This is a genomic window from Pseudoalteromonas sp. 78C3, assembly GCF_002836695.1.
Classification (GTDB): domain Bacteria; phylum Pseudomonadota; class Gammaproteobacteria; order Enterobacterales; family Alteromonadaceae; genus Pseudoalteromonas; species Pseudoalteromonas arctica.
In genome coordinates this window covers 31,620-52,678 of sequence record NZ_PJAV01000169.1, presented here as the reverse complement: position 1 = coordinate 52,678, position 21,059 = coordinate 31,620, and the positions used below count along the sequence as shown (strand labels likewise).

Sequence of the window (21,059 nt, the reverse complement as noted above, 5' to 3'; positions counted from 1 at the left end):
TAAATACATGTCGTTTGATCTTTATGCACCACACACTATAAAACAACAAACCCCTATGATGCAGCAGTATCTAAAAATAAAATCAGAGCATCGCGATATTTTATTGTTTTATCGTATGGGCGATTTTTACGAACTCTTTTTTGATGACGCTAAACGCGCCGCTCAATTACTCGATATTTCGCAAACACATCGCGGTAAAGCCGGTGGCGATCCTATCCCTATGGCGGGCGTGCCTTATCATGCAGTAGAAAACTACCTAGCACGCTTAGTTCAAATGGGTGAATCAGTGGCTATTTGTGAGCAAGTTGGTGACCCTGCAACCAGTAAAGGTCCTGTCGATCGTAAAGTTGTTCGTATAGTTACACCTGGTACAATTTCTGACGAAGCGCTTTTACAAGAACGACAAGACAACCTCCTTACCAGCGTTTGGCAAAGTAAAAAAGGTCTGTACGGTATCGCGTACCTTGATATTAACTCTGGTCGCTTTAACGTTGTAGAGGTTAACACCGACGAAGCCTTTAGCTCAACTATTCAGCGCTTAGCTCCGGCAGAACTTCTGTATAGCGAAAGCTTTGAAAACTTTCATTTAATTGAGCATATAAAAGGTGCCCGCCGCCGCCCAGAGTGGGAGTTCGACTTAGATACGGCCGAGCACTTATTATGCGATCAGTTTGGTACTAAAGATTTAGTTGGTTTTGGTGTTGATAAAGCCCACAGCGCGCTTGTTGCTGCCGGTTGTTTAATGCAATACGTAAAAGATACACAACGTATTGCACTGCCACATATTCGTGCAATTACACTTGAGCACAACGAACACGCTGTTATTTTAGATGCCGCTACTCGTAAAAACTTAGAACTTACCGTTAATTTATCAGGTGGGTTTGAAAATACACTTGCCCAGGTACTTGATAAAACAGCAACACCTATGGGCTCTCGTTTACTTAAGCGCCGTATTCATACACCTGTACGTAATAAAGACGAGCTAAATTCTCGCTTAAATGCAATTAGCGCTATTTTAGATGTACAACTGTGCGGCGAATTACACGAATCATTAAAAGAGATTGGTGATGTAGAGCGAGTTATTGCACGCCTAGCTTTATGCACAGCTCGCCCGCGCGATTTAACTCGCCTTCGCAGCGCATTACAAGCACTTGCGCCACTACACACTTTGTTAGGTGATGCTAACGATCCTCGTATAGCGGGTATTATCAAGCACTCGCCTGAGCTCCCTGATTTACAAGAGTTATTAGAACGTGCAGTGATAGAAAACCCACCGGTACTTATTCGTGACGGTGGCGTTATTGCCCCTGGTTACAACAGCGAACTAGATGAGTGGCGTAACTTAAGTAAAGGTGCAACCGATGTACTTGATCAACTAGAGTTGCGTGAACGCGAACGCACGGGTATTAGTACGCTTAAAATTGGTTATAACCGCGTACATGGCTTTTTTATTGAAGTAAGCCGCGCCAATGCCCACTTAGTGCCAGCCGACTACATTCGTCGTCAAACACTCAAAAATAACGAACGTTACATTATTCCAGAGCTTAAAGAGCACGAAGATAAAGTACTTGGTAGCCAATCAAAAGCCTTAGCGCTTGAAAAACAACTATACGAGGAGCTGTTCAGATTTATCGCTCCACATATTGAACAGTTGCAAATGATGGCAGCAGCACTGGCCGATTTAGACGTATTAAATAACTTGGCCGAACGTGCATTTGCACTCAATTATGCAAAACCAGAACTGTGCGATAACGACAATATAAGCATTAAACAAGGTCGTCACCCTGTTGTTGAACAAGTAATGAAAGAACCGTTTATTGCTAACCCTGTTGAATTAAACAGCCAACGTAAAATGTTGATTATTACGGGTCCAAACATGGGCGGTAAATCAACCTATATGCGCCAAACAGCACTTATTGTACTAATGGCTCACATTGGCAGTTATGTACCTGCAGACAGCGCTAAAATTGGTAATATTGACCGCATATTTACACGTATTGGTGCTAGCGATGATTTAGCATCAGGTCGCTCAACCTTCATGGTAGAAATGACCGAAACAGCGACTATTTTAAATAATGCCACGGCGCAGTCTTTAGTGTTAATGGATGAAATTGGTCGCGGTACAAGTACCTACGATGGGCTCTCGCTTGCGTATGCAACAGCCGATCATTTAGCGTCAAAAATATCTGCTAAAACATTGTTTGCTACGCACTACTTTGAGTTAACAGAACTTGCTGAACAAACAACAGGCCTTGTAAACGTGCACCTCGATGCAATAGAGCATAACGATACAATCGCCTTTATGCATACAGTACTTGATGGCGCAGCAAGTAAGAGCTTTGGCTTACAGGTAGCTGCTCTTGCGGGTGTGCCAAAAGCTGTTATTGCACAAGCAAAGCAAAAACTTAAGTTACTTGAAAATCATCAAAGCGTTACTGCACCAAATACAGAGCAACAAGCCTTTACTTTTAATAACGAAATTGCACAAAGTACACCTTCAGAAGTAGAAGAACAATTAAGCGCAATTGACCCTGATAATTTATCGCCACGCCAAGCGCACGATTTGTTATATAAACTAAAAGCATTGTTGTAATTTATATCATCTAATTTACAAGCATAAAAAAGCCGAAGAATAAATTCTTCGGCTTTTTAACACACATAGTCTCTTATACTATTTAACTAGTTACGAAAACTGATTAAACAAGCTATCTGTACTTAAACCTTCTTGTTGCAAAATGTCTTTTAAACGACGTAATGCCTCTACCTGAATTTGTCTTACACGCTCACGTGTTAAGCCTATTTCACGACCTACATCTTCAAGTGTAGATGGCTCGTAGCCAAGTAATCCAAATCGACGAGCTAACACTTCGCGTTGTTTAGGGTTCAATTCACCTAACCAATCTACAATGTGTTTATTAATATCATTATTTTGTACTTCGCCTTCAGGGCCTGCACTTTTTTCATCTGGGATGATATCAAGCAGTACACTGTCGTTTTCACCACCAATCGGCATATCAACCGATGCTATTCTCTCGTTTAAACGTAGCATTTTAGTTACGTCTTCAACGGGTCTGTCTAGGCAAGCTGCAATTTCGTCAGCTGTTGGTTCATGGTCAAGTTTTTGAGTTAATTCACGCGCTGTACGTAAGTAAACATTAAGCTCTTTAACTACATGGATAGGTAAGCGAATGGTACGCGTTTGGTTCATAATGGCACGTTCAATTGTTTGACGTATCCACCATGTAGCGTAAGTAGAAAATCTAAAGCCACGTTCAGGGTCAAATTTTTCAACAGCGCGAATTAAGCCTAAGTTACCTTCTTCAATTAAATCGAGTAGAGCAAGGCCACGGTTATTGTAACGGCGTGCTATTTTAACAACTAAACGTAAGTTACTTTCAATCATACGTTTGCGTGAGGCTTCACAACCTCGAAGTGATTTGCGAGAAAAAAACACTTCTTCTTCTGCGCTAAGCAAAGGAGAAAAACCAATTTCGCCTAAATAAAGTTGGGTTGCATCAAGGTTTTTAGTTACTTCTTCTTTTGCAAAGATTTCATCGTCTTCTACTTTATCTAGTAAAGTTGTGCTTTCATCAGCAGCGATGTCATCGAATTTCTCGTCAGTCGTAGTGTGTTTGTCAAGTTTTGCTGCGCTAGCCATAAGCCTTCTCCCGAGCAATTATCAATACCTGAAAATTAGGGTAGGTATTTAGCAGGATTGACAGCTTGCCCTCGGTAGCGAATTTCAAAACGAAGCGCGGTGACCGGAGATTCTGAATTACCAATTTCTGCTATTTTTTGTCCTGCCTTAACCTTCTGCTTTTCTTTAACAAGTAATTTCGAGTTATGTGCATAAGCACTTAGGTAATCATCATTATGTTTCAATATGATTAAACTACCATAACCTCGTAGAGCGTTACCCGCGTATACCACTGTTCCTTGTGCCGCAGCTAAGACTGAAGCCCCTTTACGATTAGTAATCTGTAAACCTTTATAACCGTTTTCCTTATTAGAAAAGCGTTTGGTAATTTTGCCCTTTGCAGGCCAAAACCAATTAACTTTACTGCTCGACAAACGTTTAGCATTACTAACTTTGTTACTGGCTTGTTTCTGAACATACTCTCGTTGTTTTGGAGGATCAAGCTCTTTCTTTAATATTATGTTATTTTTTTGTGTGTTTTTTATAGACTTTTTACTCGAATTCGTATATTTTTCATCCCTTTTTGTTTTTTCGGGCTTGGGGGTTAAGGAGATGTTTTGCCCAGGGAAAATTGTGTAAGGTGATGGAATTGAATTGTTTTTTGCAAGTAATCTAAAATCTTTACCGGCGCTAAAGGCTATTGAATAGAGCGTATCACCTTTTTGCACCTTATAAACATCGCCATTTATGTTAATGGTATGACCTAAATCATTAACATTATTATTTAGGCTGCTAACAGGCGCTGGAATATGGCGAGAAGAGCAACCAGAAAGAAAAACACCAACAAATATAGTCACATACAGTAAAAACTGTTTATTCATTGTATTTTTCTCCCAAATTAGACAATTGATATTTTTAACGCTTAACGCAATAAAAAGTACGCTAGCGCAATTAATACCACTAATCCCCAACCAAGTATTTCAATATATTGACGTAATTTTGCTTCCATTTTAGCCCCGCCCCACTTCATTAAGGCTGAAACTAAAAAGAATCGCGCACCACGTCCAATCGCCGATGCGAGTAAAAATGGTAAAAATGCCATTTGTAAAACACCTGCGCCAATGGTAAATACTTTATATGGTATAGGCGAAAAACCAGCTAAAAACACAACCCAAACACCGTAATCTTTAAACCAATTTAATGCGATATCAAACTTTTCTTGCCAGTGCATTTGTGCAATCAATGGCTCAACAACGGGTTCAAATAGCCAAAAACCAAGCAAATAACCAACTACTCCACCAACAACCGATGCTATTGTGGCAAAGCTTGCAAAACGCCATGCTTTTTTGGGCTGTGCAAGCGACATAGGTGCAAGCATTACATCAGGCGGTATCGGAAAAAAAACTGACTCTGCAAAGCTCATTGCAGCTAAATAACGTTCCGCATGGCGGTGCTTTGCCCACACTAGGGCCATATCGTATAACTTGGTAAACAACTTCAAAATGAATTCCTATTCAATATCGCCAGGTACTAACGGCACAAATCTAACGGGAGCAATAACATGCTCTTTATAATTATCGCCTTCGCGGATAACCATTACTAATTTTTGATCGCTCTCACCAATGGGCGCTAATAACACGCCTCCATCGGCTAACTGAGCAAGTAAGTCTTGCGGAACTTTAGAGGCCGCAGCAGTCACTATAATACCATCAAAAGGTGCTTGTGATTGCCAGCCTTGCCAACCATCACCATGCTTCATGGTTACATTATATAAATCGAGTTGCTGCAATCGACGCTTTGCCTGCCACTGAAGCGTTTTAATACGCTCTACCGAATAAACCTTTGTAAACGTTTTGGCTAATATTGCAGTTTGATATCCAGAGCCAGTACCAATTTCCAGCACTTTATTGCGCACACCAGCTAAGCGAAGTAGCTCTGTCATGCGCGCTACTATATAAGGCTGGGAAATAGTTTGCCCTTGCCCAATAGGTAGCGCCGTATTTTCATAAGCTTTGTGTTTTAGCACATCGTCTACGAATATGTGTCGCGGAATATCAGCTATAGCACTCAGTACTTGTGTATCTTCAACGCCTTCGCGCTTTAGTAAGTCAGATAGCGCTTTTGCACTGCGGGTATAATTAGCGAGCACGATTAATCTCCAAATCGGCTAACCAGTCTCCTACTGCTTTTAGGCTGTCTTTGGCTGTCATATCAACACTTAATGGCGTAACAGAGGCATAACCGTTATTGATTGCGTAAAAGTCGGTACCCTCACCTGCATCGCTTTCTATGCCCAGCGATCCATACCAATAAATATCTCGACCCCAAGGATCGGTTTGTTTGGTCATGGTTTCTGCTTTATGACGAGCACCTAAACGTGTTACTTGCACCCCTTTTAATTCACTTAGTGGAATATCTGGCACATTTATATTTATTATTTGATCTTTTGGAAGCGGATGCGAAGCCAAACCTTTAATAATATTTACGGTAACAGCAGCGGCTGTTTCAAAATGCTCGCCCTTATGTGAGCAAAGCGATACTGCAATTGCAGGTAAGCCTAAATGGCGACCTTCAGTTGCAGCGGCAACAGTGCCAGAGTAAAGCGTATCATCACCTAAATTGGCACCATGGTTAATACCAGCAACAACAAGGTCTGGTTTTTCATCAGCTAACTGATTTACACCTAAATGTACACAATCAGTAGGTGTGCCATTAACCGACATAAAACCATTTTCGAGTGTAGTCGCTCGTAGCGGGTTCATTAGTGTTAAAGAATTACTCGCGCCACTACAGTTGCGATCAGGTGCCACAAGGGTTACATCTGCAATTTGTATAAGCGCCTGATATAAAACCGCAATGCCTTTAGCATTTACGCCATCATCGTTACTTAACAGTATCTTCATTTATGTCATTATCCTTTTCTTTACGCTCTCGAGGGCTAGCATCTTTATAATCCACCAGCTCACGTAATAATGCAGTTGCAAAACACCCTTTTGGCAAACCAAAACTCAGTTTTAAACTGGTTTCATCTATGGTCTCAACCGTTAAGTTTTGCGGAATTAAACGCAGCATTCTGCGCTCATTTTTAAGGCCTAGCTCACCTAAGCCATCGCACCATGTTTGGAAAGGTTCAAGCCATATTTTTTCTTGTTCGGTCAAACCTTTTTCGCTTTTCCCCACCATAGGTGCCGACATCATAATATCGCCAGTGGCTAATCGTTCTATGTTTTCGTCGTTAATTACATCTTCAAAAAATGCATTACTGCCGCTGAGCATAAATACTTCACGGTGCATTGTTTTAGCTAAACCATGCTCTTTAACACGTAAATTTACTATTTGATTAAACACATGAGAACGCGCTGCTGAAATAATAATGCCGCGCAGTTTTTTATCGCGAATGCGCTCCCCAGCAAACATTTTTTCAGCCATTACTAAGTTATGACCGCCATGCCCAAAGCGTTGTTCACCAAAGTAATTAGGCACACCTGCGCGTACTGCATTAATACGGCATAAAATATCAAGGGGCTTGGTTACATTACGAAGCGTAATAGTAAATCTATTACCTTTGTGGCAACCCGTACGTAATTTACGGTCGTGGCGCTGTTGCGACACAATAAAAATACTCTCGCTATTTAAATCGCTAAAATCGATAGGCTTTTTAATCGGTACTTTTACACTAAACCACTGTGAGCACACTCCGTGGCGATCTTTCATGCCGGCGTAACTTACGTCTCGCGGTGAAACACCCGCACGTTGTGCAATTAGCTTTGCAACGTATTGCGTATTTTCGCCTTTTTTAACCACCTGTAAACACACGTGTTCGCCACTGCCGGTAAATTCTATACCTAGGTCTTCATCAACCATAAAGTCTTCAGCAGTGGTTTTAAAATCAGCTTTAGAAAGCGGTGCACCGTATAAATAATTTAAATCGCTCATGCGTTTTTTGTACTCGCAAGCTCTTTACTCATAATAACCACCGCATGGCTAGAAATGCCTTCCCTGCGCCCTTCAAAGCCTAGCTTTTCGGTAGTAGTGGCTTTAACGTTAATTTGGCTAAGGTCACAATTTAAATCGCTGGCTAAATTAGCACGCATAGCTTGAATGTGTGGCAGCATTTTTGGCGCTTGTGCAACAATAGTCACATCGCCATTGCCAATTACATAACCTTGCTCTTTAGCTAAGCTCACCACATGGCGAAGTAAAATACGGCTGTCGATATTTTCATACTCGCTAGCCGTATCTGGAAAGTGCTTACCAATATCACCCATTGCAAGCGAGCCTAAAATAGCATCACATAATGCATGAATAGCGACATCGCCATCTGAGTGCGCTAAAAAGCCTTGTGGATAATCAATTTTTTCACCACAAATAGTTAACGGGCCTTCGCCGCCAAATTTATGTACGTCAAAACCATGGCCAATTCGTATCATAATGCACTCTCGTTTTGTTGTTTATGTAATAAAAACCCAGCCAAATCTAAATCCTCTGGCGTGGTTATTTTAATATTATCGCTGCGCCCTGCCACAAGCTTTACCGGTTTGCCCGCCCATTCAATAGCACTGGCTTCGTCTGTAATAGTTGCCCCACTTGCTAATGCGTTTTGAAGTGCATTTTTAAGCTCGTCATATTTAAAAAATTGTGGGGTAAGTGCTTGCCATAAATCGTCTCGTGGCACAGTTTGTAGGGCATGTGTGTGGCCACGTTTTATAGTGTCTTTTACTTTGCTAGCTAAAATACCGCCTTCATCAGCACACATGCATTCATCAATTAAGCGTTCTATATCACTAATATTAACTAACGGGCGGGCAGCATCGTGCACCAACACCCATGTAGGCGGGTTAGGCGCTAAAAAAAGTAAGCTATTGAGTACTGAATCTGCACGCTCTTTACCGCCACTGGCTCGCACAATGCGCTTATCAAGCAGTGGGAGTTCGTCAAAATAGGGGTCGCTGTCGCTAAGGGCAACAACAATAGTGCGTAATTGAGATAATTGAGAAAGTTTAGCTAAGGTGTGTTCTAAAATGGTTTTACCGGCTAATTGTATATATTGCTTAGGCGCATTGTGCTGCATTCTACTGCCAACGCCCGCAGCAGGTACAATTGCTGCAATAGTCTGTTTATTTGTCATATTGTTTGCCCGGTAAAACACGAATAAATGTTTCGTCCGGTTTAATCATTCCCAATTCGTTGCGTGCACGCTCTTCAATGCCTTCCTGGCCAAGCTTTAAATCTTCAATATCTGCTTTAAGTACTTTATTACGTTTAATGAGCTTTTCGTTGGTTTCTTGATGCGACGCTACAGCACCTTTTAGCCGTGTGTAGTCTTGTAAACCATTATGACCAAACCATAATCTGTATTGTACAAACAGTGCTAAGCACAGTAAGCCAACTTGAAAAATACGCATTTAACACTCCTTATTTTAAATTCCAAATACCTTAACTTTAATACGCTAAGGGGCGCTTTAAATTGCGCCAATTAATACTACCCGCTAAAAGCATTTCGCGTAGTGATAAAACCCGTGGCATACAACGCTTCGAAAATTGCCACTGATGCCCGCAACATGCAGCGGTTAAACTCACTTTACTTGGCTTTATTAACTGAGCATTTTGCTGCTCTAGCCCATTTCCTAAAAAATCAAACCAACCAAGCTCGTTACAATGCAGCTTATTTTCGCCTAACTGATCGATACTGTCTATTCTAAGACGCACCTGATCGTAGCCATGTAATATAACGGGCACTATAAGCCCCACTTTGGCATACGTTTGATAAAAAAGTTCATTAGCTTGAACATTCACATCGGGTGGGGTCGGTTTTTGCTTTTCAAGCCACGTACCATTTTGCGCGTCCAGCGTAAAAGGCGTGTCACCATTGGCAACTAACGTTGCAGCTCGCTCAATATAATAAGGTAGGCTTTTTAACTGACGGCGCAGTTTATCGGCATTAGGCTCTGCAACTAATCGCTGAACCTCACGCTGATAAAACGCATTGCACAATTGTGCATACAACACTTTTTGTGCATCAGTTTGCCAAATTTCAACTTGCTGCTGAGCACCAAGTGACTGATTTTTAGCGACCAAAAGCTGTACTCAAAAATATTCAGATAAATGTTTTATAACACAGTATTGAATGTTTTTTAAGCGCAGCGCACTAATTAAGCGCTTGGCTTTTCACCTAATTTTGCTTTACCTGATTCTAAAAATTGCACAACCGTATTACGCTTTTTACCAATCAGCAAACTGCCATCAGCTAAAAACATAAAGTTTTGCCAATTGCGTTTAAATACATCAAATGTTGTTTCGATAATATTATCGCGTGCCATACAAAAATAAACAGTGGTGTTAGCTTCCCAATCTAAAAACGTTAAGATTGCTTCTGGTGGTTGCGCATCACCATTTTCCCACGCATCTTGCCAATCTACTTCTTGGCTAAAGCTTTTTTCTTGGCCACACCAATCGGTGTCTTCAAAAAAATCTGGGTGATCAAACTCACGGCTTACCATGGTTGTCCAAAGTACGGCTGCGCGCTCATCTCCCATAGGCTTTATTTTTACTGCGTCTTCATCTGATACAGGTAAGTCTTTATGACGAAAAACCCATGCTTTTTTGTAATCATCTAGCGAAATATAGTTCATAGTATTGGCAAATTAGTTAACATTAAAAGTGCAAAGCCAAATTATACAAGAGATCAAAACATGACTACAGCAATAAAACCACTTTCACTCAAACCAGGCATATACCAACACTACAAAGGGCCGCAATACAAAGTTGTTCATGTTGCCACCCATAGCGAAACCGAGGAGCAGCTTGTGATTTATCAAGCGCTATATGGTGAATTTGGTATGTGGGCGCGCCCACTTAGTATGTTTTTAGAAACTGTTGAAAAAGAAGGTGAGGTCATACCGCGTTTTGCCTACCTTGGACCTGCCGTTTAACTATGGCATTATAGCAAAACAACTTACTCCTCAGACCAGACAAGGGTACACCGTGCAATTTAATTCAACTGACAATTACATAGCGAGTAGCGCGCTTAAACAAGCTGTAAATGCTGCCATTATGCTTGAAAAACCACTTTTAATTAAAGGCGAACCTGGCACAGGTAAAACTATGCTGGCTGAGGAGTTGGCTAAAAGCCTAGATACCACGCTTATTCAGTGGCACATAAAATCGACCACTAAAGCGCAGCAAGGCTTATACGAGTACGACGCGGTTTCGCGCCTGCGCGACAGCCAATTAGGTGACGAGCGCGTACACAACATTAGTAACTACATCGTTAAAGGTAAGCTTTGGCAAGCGTTTACATATGCAGAGCTTAATGGCAAACGCCCAGTACTATTAATTGATGAAATAGACAAAGCCGACATAGAGTTCCCAAACGACTTACTACTTGAGCTCGATAAAATGGAGTTTCATGTTTATGAAACTAACGAGCGTATTGTCGCAAAAGAGCGCCCTATTGTGATCATCACATCAAATAACGAAAAAGAATTACCGGACGCATTTTTACGCCGCTGCTTTTTTCATTACATTGATTTTCCTAGCAGCGATGAAATGCAGCAAATTATTGACGTGCACTACCCTAACGTTAAACAGGATTTAGTACGCCAAGCACTTGAAGTGTTTTTTAATCTGCGCGAAGCTAACGGCCTTAAAAAGAAGCCATCCACCAGCGAATTACTCGACTGGCTTAAACTGCTTATGGCAGAAGACATAGACGCTAAAACACTGCACGACAAAGCTAAAAAAGGCGGTTTAATGCCAATGTTTGGCGCATTACTTAAAAATGAGCAAGACATAAGCCTAATCGAAAAACTCGCGTTTATGAGTCGTCGCTAACATGTTAGTACAGTTTTTTTTCACGCTACGTAAATACCGTTTACCAGTAAGCCTGCGCGAGCTACTCGATTTAATAAACGCCTTAAAAAAAGGCGTTATATTTGCCGACGTAGACGCCTTTTACCATTTAGCACGCACCATAATGGTAAAAGACGAAACGCACTTTGACCGATTTGACAAAGCCTTTAGCGACTATTTTAGTGGTATTGCTGACCTCGATTTGCTCGAGAGCTTAAAGCAACAGCACAACTTACCTGAAGACTGGCTACGTAAAGAATTCGAAAAAAACCTAAGCGAGGAAGAAAAAGCCCAACTTAAAGCCATGGGCGGACTCGACGAGCTTATGAAAACCCTAAAAGAGCGTTTAGAAGAGCAACAAAAACGCCACGCAGGCGGCAATAAATGGGTGGGCACTGGCGGCACATCACCTTTTGGTGCGTACGGCTATAACCCAGAAGGCATGCGCATAGGGCAAGACGGCAACCGTAATCGCCAAGCGGTAAAAGTGTGGGACAAACGAGAATACAAAAACCTCGACACCGACAGAGAAATTAGTTCGCGCACAGTTAAACTCGCCCTTAAAAAGTTACGTAAGTTTGCCCGCACTGGCGCAAGCGACACGCTAGATTTAAACGAGACTATTCGCGCTACCGCAAAGCAAGGTGGCATGCTTGATGTAAAAATGGCGCCCGAGCGCCACAATGCAGTAAAAGTACTCATGCTGTTTGATATTGGCGGCTCAATGGATGACTACATTCATACCTGCGAAGAGCTATTTAGCGCAGCCCACAGCGAATTTAAACATTTAGAATTTTACTACTTTCATAACTGTTTATACGAGCACGTTTGGCAAGACAACGCGCGCCGCCATTCAAACGTGATTGACACCATGACGCTCATAAACAAGTTCACCAGCGACTATAAAGTAATATTTGTCGGTGACGCCACTATGGGACCTTACGAAATAGCTTATGCGGGCGGCTCGGTAGAACACTACAATGAAGAGCCCGGCAGTGCATGGTTACAACGAGTCACAAACCACTTTGATAAAGTCGCCTGGCTCAACCCACAACCCGTTGAACACTGGCCGTACTATCAATCAATTGGCTTTATAAAAGAGTTAATGAACAACCGCATGTATGCGCTGAGCTTAGATGGGATAAGTAGAGCAATAAAAGAGCTAAGTTAGATGCGAATTAACGACAGTTCAGTGCCAGCAGCGGACCCTCAAAGCGTTTATCTGAAACTCTGTTGGGTGGCTTCGCCACTTATCCGACAAAAATGATGAATTTACTAAAAACAACACGACTTACCGCGTTGCAAATAATACTCGCATAAATTGCGCCATCGAAGACAACAAAATTGTTGTACCCCGAAAATCACTTAATACTCAATTTTAAGATGTTTATCAGCGGAGAACAGTTGAACATAAGGTTTTCTCCTAACTTCATTCATTAACTCCCAGTAACAGTTTTTCGTAAACTGGGTTTTTATGTTATCAGGAATCAAGTACTTATAACTACCTTCATCTCTATTTATCCATGTATGACTACGCTGAAATTCTGGAAGCAAATAAAAGTGTATCCCCCAGCGTATATTATTTATCATTTCGCAAAGGTAGCTAGCGTGGTAGCTTAATATGTCTGTATGAAACCTTTCATGGAAGTCTTCAAGCGCTAGGAATGATTCTTCTTCTGATATGTTTTTACCATTCTTTTGAAATATTTTGCGGAGATCATTTGCTGTTTTAGTAAGCCAGCCAAGACTGTGCTTGCAGGTATTACCGCAGATTTTTATAAAATCAAAACGTCGAATTTTTAAGTCTATATTTAGCTCTATAGAAGGAAACCACGTATCTACGCTAACTTCTTCCTCAAGCCATTCTTTAAGAATAAAAACATTTTTTTTGAGACAAGCAATTGAGTTGCTGGCATTGAAGGATGGTCTGTCACATACTTCTCTTAATGCCTTGAGACAAGACGAAGAGTTATTAAATAAACCTTTATCAAGATTGGATAAGAAATCCACAAGTAAGATGTTAAATACTTTTTTGTGAGTACTTGACGAAAAACCTACGATGACATCAGTATTTCGTTTCGGGAAATTCATGGCCTCATGATTCACCATTTCATCTATTGCTTCTGTTATAACTTTCAGCTGAATTGATTCAATTTCAATGGCGTTGTATTTCATAAGGATCTACAACTCAGCTATATGATTCAATGTTTCAGGATGACGCTGCACAAGCTTTAGCAATGTTATCGCTTGCCCATTCGGTGCACTGCGTCCTTGTTCCCAGTTTTCGAGCGTTCTTGCTGAGGTATGTAGAATGTTTGCAAATACACCGCGCGACATATTAAATGTTTCTCGAATATTTACTATTTCATCAGGTGAGATAGCAAGGTCGGTAATATTATTTACCGTATGAGTACGTAACGTAAGCTTTCCTTGTGAATGCGCTTTAGCATCATTCAGTGCTGTAGTTAATTCTGAAAATAAATCACGTTTGCTCATTGCGCCACACCTCTAAGAATTCTTTTAATTGCTTTTTCTGATCTGCTGTTAAATCGGTTACTTCGTTTTTACTGTAAATAGTGAGTAAATAAAAACGTCTTTTGTCATCCAAGTAATAATATATAACTCTTGAACCACCACGTTTACCCTTTCCTTTGCTCGCAACTCGTATTTTACGTAAGCCGCCTGTTCCTTGAATAACATCGCCCTGTTTTGGGTTAACCATTAGATCTGCTTGAAATAAACGATACTCGTCATCACTCAAGTACAACTCTCGGTACTTTTCGAATATGTTTGATTCAACAAATAGGCTTTTCATATATTAAAGTATACGCAGATAACGTATAAATTCAATTAAAGATTTTAAACAAGTAACGGCAGGTATTTTTTGCTTTAGCTAAAGCGCTTTACTCATAAACAAACTGTACGGGTCTAGCTCATAATCACCAAAGGGTTCGCATTCTTTAAAACTAAACTGAGTATAAAGCTTTTGCGCGGGTAAAAATGCCTCTGCGGTACCGGTCTCTAAACTTAGTGTTTTATAACCACGCAGTGTTGATTGCTCAATAATATGCGTGAGTAACTTAGCGGCTATGCCTTGGCGTAAATAATTACTTGATGTGCGCATTGACTTAATTTCGCCATGCGTTGTATTTAGCGTTTTTAAAGCGCCAACACCCGCTAAATTATTATCAATCCATAAGCTATAAAAAGTTATATCGGGCTGAGTGAGTTTACTCACATCAAGTGCATGTACGCTCTCAACGGGCGAGTGTTTTAACATATCGTTATGATGCGCTTGTAGTAACTTTATAACGTGTGGGTTTGAAAGTTCACCTATTCTAATATCCATTTATACCTCGTTTAATCCTAGAATTTAATGCTTTAGGGCTTTAATTAAAACCCTAAAGTAAGTGGCTGTATTTAGAATGCTAGTTTCCACACTACAAAAGCGACAGCAAACCCAACTAAGTACACCAAACCTAACCACGTTAAACTACGTAGTAAAACGCTATGCTTAATAGCAGGCTCTGATCGCACAAGGCTAAAGTTGAGCCATGCAAATACAGGCGTTGTAACAAATGAAAGTGTCATAGCAAACGTAAGCATGGGGCCAAGGGCTGATTTAAAAAATAAAATAACGGCCATACCGGCAAGTGCTTGTAGTATTAACCAAATATTTAGACTGTGTTTTGATTGCTTAAAGCCAAGTAGTTTATGAGATTCGTTAAGCGTACGGGCGTAGCCATCTAGCACGGTGAGTGTAGTGCCAAACATACATAAAAAGGCGATTGCTGATACAAGCGGCCTTGCCCACTCGCCTATTGTTAATGCGTACATATCAATAAGCTGCTTGGCAAACGCGACACCGCCGAGTTCTATACTACTGGTTTGCCCGTACTGCACTAATACACCTAAGCTAAAAAATACCAAGGCTAAGCCAGCTGTAAGCCAGTAACCTACGTTAAAATCGAACAAGCCTTGGCTTTTAGAAACTGTTTGCTGCGCTTGTTTTTCTTTTAGCCATAAAGAACTTAATGCCGATATTTCGATAGGGGCTGGCATCCAGCCCATTAAAGCCACCATAAAGCTAAGCATGGCAAGTTCATACGGTGAAGGTCCCACATAATCAGCAGGTGCCATTGGGCCGTTACTAAATGCAATGGCAAGGGCAATCAAAGTAGCGAGCGTAAGCAGCCCCATAATGCCTTTGGCAACTTTATCTAGCGCTTTAAAGTGTCCAAGTAGCAATATAACTAAACATACACCCAGCAGCATCCAACAAAGCAAGGTTACTTCAATAACCATGGGTAAGGCGTAATGCAGTAAGCTTGCAGTAAGCAGCAATACGCCGGCGGTATTAACAATGGCGGCTACAATGTTTAAGCCAATAAAACTGTAGAAGTAAAACGGGCCTTTGCTTTTATAGCCCTCCACTAGGCTATTTTTAGTGGCGAGTGTGTATTCCATACCAAAGCGAAAAAATGGGTACTTTAAAACATTAACAACGAGGATAAGCCAAAATAATTGCCAGCCAAATATTGCCCCAGCTTGCGTAGAGGCAACTAAGTGAGAACCGCCAATAGCGGCTGTTGCCATGAGTATTCCAGGTCCAAGCGCACCTAGTCGAGACTTCCATACTGCTTTTGTTGTGTGCATTAATTTCTCAAAATATGTGTGTTGTGTGTTCTTTTTATCAGGGTCTGTTGACCTTTCAGGATTGAAATTTATTCAATCTAGGGGCGATTTAATCGCAGCGCGAGGTTTGTAACCTAGTGGGCTAAGTAAAAATCGAGTAATAAAGAGTTAATCGTCCCTAGGCAGAACCCTTTGGGCAGCGTATGTTGGGCTTTTATGCTGCGTTATCGCCTATTTATGGGGAACAACCACACTACATAGGCTCTGCCTTGCCTAAAAGCCCAACATACAGCTGTAAATTCAACCTCGAAAGATAAACAGACCCTAACCTTTATAATTAATAAACTGCAAGAACGCATAACTTACCTAAATTACAGGCAATAAAAAAGAGCCATACGGCTCTTTTTTACAATACTTTGTGACTAAATTTTATTTAAGATCCATCTCTTGGATGATCTCGTGTGCGATTTCAGGTGTAGTGCTAACAGGCTTTTCGTGTAAGTTTGCTTTTATCTGCCCTTTTCGATGTTTTAGTGCTGCATCGAGTTTTTTAGCTGCACTTGCAATGGCAGGGTACATAACTTCGTTTTCCCCTTTTACCGATATGCGCGTGCCTTCATAATTAGTGCTAATTTCAGCTTGGATTTTATGATGTTCTTTAGACAAAATAATTTCGAGTGCAATAAGCGATGGGAAATGGCTCTCGATTTTTGAAAATTTTTCGTTGATGTGCTCTCTAATAGAGTCAGTAACTTCAACATGGTGACCAGAAAGATTAATTTTCATAGGGTATCCTTTTATTTGTTACCTCATAAATAGTATTGGGGGCTATTTAGATTAACACAAGGAAAAAAGAGAGATATTTGAGGTTTATTTGCGGTTTTTGGTGATTTAAATCATGTGTTGCGCAAAGTTTATGCAAAGCCCATAGTGCATGGGCTTTCAGACGTCTAGCTGTACTGATTAATCTGTGTACGAACAACAGTAGTCAGCAAAATCAGATACTTTTACTTTAAAGCTTACATTTGCATCAACATTAAACGATTCACCCGCGTTAAATGTTTTCCATTCACTTGTACCTGGTAATAAAATATCCCATTGGCCAGCTAAAAGCTCCATGCATTCTTTTTGGTTTGTATCAAAAACAAACTCACCTGGTTGCATAAAGCCTAACGTTTTCGCTTCGCCATCACCTAAAATAACGGTACGACTTGACACTTTTCCGTCAAAATATACATTGGCTTTTTTTACTACACTCACGTTATCGAACTTTGGCATTTTTAGCTCCTGCTATTAATTTAAGATTTTTATTTATAAATTTTATCGCACTACCTTGCCTGATAGCTTACTTTCTTGCAAGGAAAGCTGCATTGTTCAAGGTGAAGTTGCTTCATGTAAGGGCATAAAAAAACCCGCAACATGTGCGGGTTTTTCAATTACTTACTTTATTTAATCAAAGCGATTAAAAAAGCTCGTTTGCTTTGCTTACAATGTTTGCCACTGTAAAACCAAAGTGCTCAAACAGCTCGCCTGCAGGTGCTGACTCACCAAAGGTAGTCATACCTACTACTGCGCCGTTTAGGCCTACGTACTTGTACCAGTAGTCAGCAATACCTGCTTCTACTGCTACGCGGCGTGAAACAGATGCCGGTAATACGCTTTCTTTGTATGCTGCGCTTTGATCTTCAAAGGCATCAGTACATGGCATAGATACAACACGTACCTTTTTACCTAGGCTGCGTAGTTCACTTGCTGAATCTTGTGCTAGTTGCACTTCAGAACCCGTTGCAATGAAAATAATCTCTGGGTTGCCGTCACAGCTAAGGATGTAACCACCCTTTTTAACATCTGCTAATTGCTGTGCGTCACGCGTTTGTTGCTCAAGACCTTGGCGAGTAAAGATTAACGATGTAGGACCATCTTTACGCTCAATAGCTTGTTGCCATGCAATTGCCGACTCAACTTGGTCACATGGACGCCAGTTGTATAGGTTAGGCGTTAAACGCATGCTTGCAATTTGCTCTACTGGTTGGTGAGTTGGACCATCTTCACCTAAACCAATTGAATCGTGCGTGTATACAAAAATGCTTGGTTGCTTCATTAATGCAGCCATACGTACGGCATTTTTTGCATATTCAACAAACATTAAGAACGTAGCACCGTAAGGAATAAAACCTTTATGAAGCGCAATACCATTCATAATTGCCGACATACCAAACTCACGCACACCGTAATAAATGTAGTTACCGCTTGCATCATCGCGTGTTAAACCTTTAGAGCCATCCCAAATTGTTAAGTTTGAGCCAGCTAAATCGGCTGAGCCACCCATAAATTCTGGTAATAACGGACCAAACGCATTTAATGCATTTTGCGATGCTTTACGAGACGCTGGGTTTGCTGGGTTTGCTTGTAATTGCTCAATATACGCTTGAGATTTTTCAGCCCAATCGCCAGGAAGTTCGTTATTAATACGACGCTTGTATTCAGCTGCAAGCTCTGGGTATGCTTTTGCGTATGCTGCAAATTTTTCGTCCCAGCTTGATTCAAGCTGTTGACCTTTTTCTTTGCCATCCCACTGTGCGTAAATATCATCAGGAATTTCGAAAGCATCGCCAGTCCAACCTAAAAATTCGCGAGATGCTTTAATTTCATCATCACCTAGTGGAGCACCGTGACAATCATGGCTGCCTGATTTATTAGGTGAGCCGTAACCAATAATTGTTTTACAACAAATTAGTGAAGGTTTATCGGTAACGCTTTTTGCTTCTGCAATTGCAGCACTTACAGCATCGCTGTCGTGGCCATCAACACCACTAATTACATGCCAACCGTATGCTTTAAAGCGAGCTGGCGTGTCATCTGTAAACCAACCTTCTACTTCGCCATCGATTGAGATGCCGTTGTCATCCCAAAATGCAACAAGTTTACCCAGACCTAATGTGCCTGCAAGTGAACCTGATTCATGAGAAATACCTTCCATAAGGCAGCCATCGCCCATAAATGCATAGGTAAAGTGATCAACAATATCGTGACCTTCACGGTTAAACTGTGCAGCTAGCGCTTTTTCAGCAATTGCCATACCTACGGCATTTGTGATCCCTTGACCTAATGGACCCGTAGTAGTTTCGATTCCTGGTGCATAGCCATATTCAGGGTGACCTGGTGTTTTAGAATGCATTTGACGGAAGTTTTTAATTTCGTCCAGTGGTAAGTCGTAACCACTTAGGTGCAATAGAGAATAGATAAGCATTGAACCGTGGCCGTTTGAAAGAATAAATCTGTCACGGTCAGCCCACTCTGGATTCGTTGGGTTATGTTTTAGATAATCGCGCCATAATACTTCTGCGATATCAGCCATGCCCATAGGGGCTCCAGGGTGACCAGATTTGGCCTTTTGTACTGCGTCCATTGACAAGACGCGAATAGCATTTGCAAGTTCTTTGCGAGATGGCATGAATTCTCCTACCTTTATGTGTATTTGCGCGGGTATTTATGTGTTTGTTTATGCACCCAAGTAACTTGGGTTCGTTTATACCGACCATTCTTACTTATTGTGGGGGCTGTGTGCAATTAAAAACCCTATAAAAGTGAGGCATTATGAATATTTTTTAAGACCAAAAAGTTATTAGTAATTTTATTTAGACGTCTAGGCGTAAAAACACTATGCAAGGTGTTTTGTTTTCGATAAAATACGCCCCTTAATTTTTTAGCGCTAATACCGACGTTTGTGAAGCGCAATATTTGTGAGCAGAATTACAATGGCAAAACATTTATTTACTTCTGAATCAGTTTCTGAAGGTCATCCGGATAAAATCGCCGATCAAATCTCTGATGCGGTACTTGATGCTATCCTAGAGCAAGACTCTCATGCCCGTGTTGCATGCGAAACTTACGTAAAAACCGGTATGGTTATGGTTGGTGGTGAAATCACTACTAGCGCATGGGTTGATATCGAAGAAATTACACGTAAAACAATTCGTGACATTGGCTACACAAATTCAGACATGGGCTTTGATGCCGATTCATGTGCAATTTTAAACACTATTGGTAAACAGTCTCCAGACATTAACCAAGGTGTTGACCGTACTAGCCCAGAAGAGCAAGGCGCTGGCGACCAAGGCTTAATGTTTGGTTACGCATGTAACGAAACAGAAGTACTAATGCCTGCTCCAATTACTTACTCACACCGTTTAGTACAGCGCCAAGCTGAGGTTCGTAAAAGCGGCGAGCTTAACTGGTTACGTCCAGATGCAAAATCTCAAGTTACTTTTGCATACGAAAATGGCAAACCTGTAGGTATTGATGCTGTTGTACTTTCTACTCAGCACAGCGAAGACATTTCGCAAAAAGATTTAGTAGAAGCGGTAATGGAAACTATCATCAAGCCGGTACTTCCTGCAGAACTTATCACAAGTGCAACTAAGTTTTTCATTAACCCAACAGGTCGCTTTGTTATTGGCGGACCAATGGGTGACTGTGGTTTAACTGGTCGTAAAATCATTGTAGATACATACGGTGGTATGGCTCGTCACGGTGGTGGTGCTTTCTCTGGTAAAGATCCATCAAAAGTTGACCGTTCAGCAGCATACGCTGCACGTTACGTTGCTAAAAACATTGTTGCTGCTGGTCTTGCTGACAAGTGTGAGCTACAAGTTTCTTACGCAATTGGTGTTGCAGAGCCTACTTCTATCAGCGTTGAAACGTTTGGTACAAGCAAGCTAGAAGAAAGCCGTTTAATCGAGCTTATTCGTGAACATTTTGACCTGCGCCCTTACGGCTTAATTCAAATGCTTGATTTAGAGCGCCCTATCTACCTTCCTACAGCGGCTTACGGCCACTTTGGTCGTGACGAATTCCCTTGGGAACGTACAGATAAAGCAGACGCACTTCGCGCAGCTGCCGGCCTTTAAGCCAAAATTGTTGTAGTAAATTAAAA

The 21,059-nt window shown here is 41.2% G+C and carries 24 protein-coding genes; 5 read left to right on the top strand and 19 right to left on the bottom strand.

Going from position 1 to position 21,059, the window contains the following annotated elements; translation table 11 throughout:
- Positions 1-7 precede the first annotated feature (7 nt).
- Positions 8-2,593 (top strand): DNA mismatch repair protein MutS, encoded by a 2,586-nt coding sequence (gene mutS, locus CXF76_RS16935; RefSeq protein WP_101164192.1) that lies wholly within the window; start codon positions 8-10, stop codon positions 2,591-2,593.
- Positions 2,594-2,683: 90 nt separating this feature from the next.
- On the opposite strand, the gene rpoS is transcribed toward mutS, so the two are convergent.
- The 11 genes from rpoS to CXF76_RS16880 all read right to left on the bottom strand — a co-directional run bounded on the left by rpoS (position 2,684) and on the right by CXF76_RS16880 (position 10,269).
- On the bottom strand, positions 2,684-3,658 hold the full coding sequence (gene rpoS / locus CXF76_RS16930) for an RNA polymerase sigma factor RpoS (RefSeq protein WP_007584786.1): 975 nt from the start codon (positions 3,656-3,658) through the stop codon (positions 2,684-2,686).
- Between the two features lie 35 nt (positions 3,659-3,693).
- The gene (locus CXF76_RS16925) at positions 3,694-4,518 is read right to left on the bottom strand and encodes a peptidoglycan DD-metalloendopeptidase family protein (protein WP_101164191.1); all 825 of its coding nucleotides are present in this window, start codon (positions 4,516-4,518) and stop codon (positions 3,694-3,696) included.
- 41 nt (positions 4,519-4,559) lie between these two features.
- On the bottom strand, positions 4,560-5,138 hold the full coding sequence (locus CXF76_RS16920) for a YqaA family protein (protein ID WP_007584782.1): 579 nt from the start codon (positions 5,136-5,138) through the stop codon (positions 4,560-4,562).
- A 9-nt stretch (positions 5,139-5,147) separates the two neighbouring features.
- On the bottom strand, positions 5,148-5,786 hold the full coding sequence (locus CXF76_RS16915; RefSeq protein ID WP_007584780.1) for a protein-L-isoaspartate(D-aspartate) O-methyltransferase: 639 nt from the start codon (positions 5,784-5,786) through the stop codon (positions 5,148-5,150).
- On the bottom strand, positions 5,776-6,540 hold the full coding sequence (gene surE / locus CXF76_RS16910) for a 5'/3'-nucleotidase SurE (RefSeq protein WP_007584778.1): 765 nt from the start codon (positions 6,538-6,540) through the stop codon (positions 5,776-5,778). Before surE ends, CXF76_RS16915 begins: the two co-directional genes overlap by 11 nt.
- Positions 6,521-7,573: a tRNA pseudouridine(13) synthase TruD gene (gene truD / locus CXF76_RS16905; protein ID WP_101164190.1), complete on the bottom strand. Its 1,053-nt coding sequence runs from the start codon at positions 7,571-7,573 to the stop codon at positions 6,521-6,523. Before truD ends, surE begins: the two co-directional genes overlap by 20 nt.
- Complete coding sequence (gene ispF / locus CXF76_RS16900; protein ID WP_010554441.1) at positions 7,570-8,067, bottom strand: 2-C-methyl-D-erythritol 2,4-cyclodiphosphate synthase; 498 nt, start codon at positions 8,065-8,067, stop codon at positions 7,570-7,572. The genes truD and ispF overlap by 4 nt, the downstream gene beginning before the upstream one ends.
- Positions 8,064-8,765, bottom strand: coding sequence for a 2-C-methyl-D-erythritol 4-phosphate cytidylyltransferase (gene ispD / locus CXF76_RS16895; RefSeq protein WP_101164189.1), 702 nt, complete (start codon positions 8,763-8,765; stop codon positions 8,064-8,066). The genes ispF and ispD overlap by 4 nt, the downstream gene beginning before the upstream one ends.
- Positions 8,755-9,042 (bottom strand): cell division protein FtsB, encoded by a 288-nt coding sequence (gene ftsB, locus CXF76_RS16890; protein ID WP_007584772.1) that lies wholly within the window; start codon positions 9,040-9,042, stop codon positions 8,755-8,757. The genes ispD and ftsB overlap by 11 nt, the downstream gene beginning before the upstream one ends.
- Before the next feature lie 37 nt (positions 9,043-9,079).
- On the bottom strand, positions 9,080-9,715 hold the full coding sequence (locus CXF76_RS16885) for a hypothetical protein (protein ID WP_002958964.1): 636 nt from the start codon (positions 9,713-9,715) through the stop codon (positions 9,080-9,082).
- 74 nt (positions 9,716-9,789) lie between these two features.
- Positions 9,790-10,269: a DUF2947 domain-containing protein gene (locus CXF76_RS16880; protein WP_010554439.1), complete on the bottom strand. Its 480-nt coding sequence runs from the start codon at positions 10,267-10,269 to the stop codon at positions 9,790-9,792.
- Positions 10,270-10,329: 60 nt separating this feature from the next.
- Between CXF76_RS16880 and CXF76_RS16875 the strand changes: the two genes are divergently transcribed.
- From CXF76_RS16875 to CXF76_RS16865, 3 genes are read left to right on the top strand one after another with little or no spacing between them, the layout of a single operon-like run.
- On the top strand, positions 10,330-10,569 hold the full coding sequence (locus CXF76_RS16875) for a DUF1653 domain-containing protein (RefSeq protein WP_010554438.1): 240 nt from the start codon (positions 10,330-10,332) through the stop codon (positions 10,567-10,569).
- 52 nt (positions 10,570-10,621) lie between these two features.
- A complete protein-coding gene (locus CXF76_RS16870; RefSeq protein ID WP_024610526.1) occupies positions 10,622-11,470 on the top strand; it encodes an AAA family ATPase in 849 nt (282 codons plus the stop codon).
- A gap of 1 nt (position 11,471) precedes the next feature.
- Complete coding sequence (locus CXF76_RS16865) at positions 11,472-12,659, top strand: vWA domain-containing protein (RefSeq protein WP_101164188.1); 1,188 nt, start codon at positions 11,472-11,474, stop codon at positions 12,657-12,659.
- A 194-nt stretch (positions 12,660-12,853) separates the two neighbouring features.
- On the opposite strand, the gene CXF76_RS16860 is transcribed toward CXF76_RS16865, so the two are convergent.
- The 8 genes from CXF76_RS16860 to tkt all read right to left on the bottom strand — a co-directional run bounded on the left by CXF76_RS16860 (position 12,854) and on the right by tkt (position 19,577).
- Positions 12,854-13,663, bottom strand: coding sequence for a hypothetical protein (locus CXF76_RS16860; protein WP_101164187.1), 810 nt, complete (start codon positions 13,661-13,663; stop codon positions 12,854-12,856).
- Between the two features lie 6 nt (positions 13,664-13,669).
- Positions 13,670-13,984 (bottom strand): helix-turn-helix domain-containing protein, encoded by a 315-nt coding sequence (locus CXF76_RS16855; protein WP_101164186.1) that lies wholly within the window; start codon positions 13,982-13,984, stop codon positions 13,670-13,672.
- Positions 13,971-14,303, bottom strand: a complete 333-nt coding sequence (locus CXF76_RS16850; protein ID WP_039486712.1) for a type II toxin-antitoxin system RelE/ParE family toxin — start codon at positions 14,301-14,303, stop codon at positions 13,971-13,973. The genes CXF76_RS16855 and CXF76_RS16850 overlap by 14 nt, the downstream gene beginning before the upstream one ends.
- A 78-nt stretch (positions 14,304-14,381) precedes the next feature.
- Entirely contained in the window at positions 14,382-14,837 is a 456-nt protein-coding gene (locus CXF76_RS16845; RefSeq protein ID WP_101164185.1) for a GNAT family N-acetyltransferase, read from the bottom strand.
- Between the two features lie 71 nt (positions 14,838-14,908).
- The gene (locus CXF76_RS16840; RefSeq protein WP_101164184.1) at positions 14,909-16,084 is read right to left on the bottom strand and encodes an NRAMP family divalent metal transporter; all 1,176 of its coding nucleotides are present in this window, start codon (positions 16,082-16,084) and stop codon (positions 14,909-14,911) included.
- 468 nt (positions 16,085-16,552) lie between these two features.
- Positions 16,553-16,909: a ribosome hibernation-promoting factor, HPF/YfiA family gene (gene hpf, locus CXF76_RS16835; protein ID WP_007584763.1), complete on the bottom strand. Its 357-nt coding sequence runs from the start codon at positions 16,907-16,909 to the stop codon at positions 16,553-16,555.
- Positions 16,910-17,086: 177 nt separating this feature from the next.
- Entirely contained in the window at positions 17,087-17,401 is a 315-nt protein-coding gene (gene ppnP / locus CXF76_RS16830; RefSeq protein ID WP_024608024.1) for a pyrimidine/purine nucleoside phosphorylase, read from the bottom strand.
- A 184-nt stretch (positions 17,402-17,585) separates the two neighbouring features.
- A complete protein-coding gene (tkt, locus tag CXF76_RS16825; protein ID WP_024608023.1) occupies positions 17,586-19,577 on the bottom strand; it encodes a transketolase in 1,992 nt (663 codons plus the stop codon).
- Positions 19,578-19,881: 304 nt separating this feature from the next.
- On the opposite strand from tkt, the gene metK reads away from it, so the two are divergent.
- Positions 19,882-21,033, top strand: a complete 1,152-nt coding sequence (metK, locus tag CXF76_RS16820; protein WP_101164183.1) for a methionine adenosyltransferase — start codon at positions 19,882-19,884, stop codon at positions 21,031-21,033.
- The last annotated feature ends 26 nt before the right edge of the window (positions 21,034-21,059 follow it).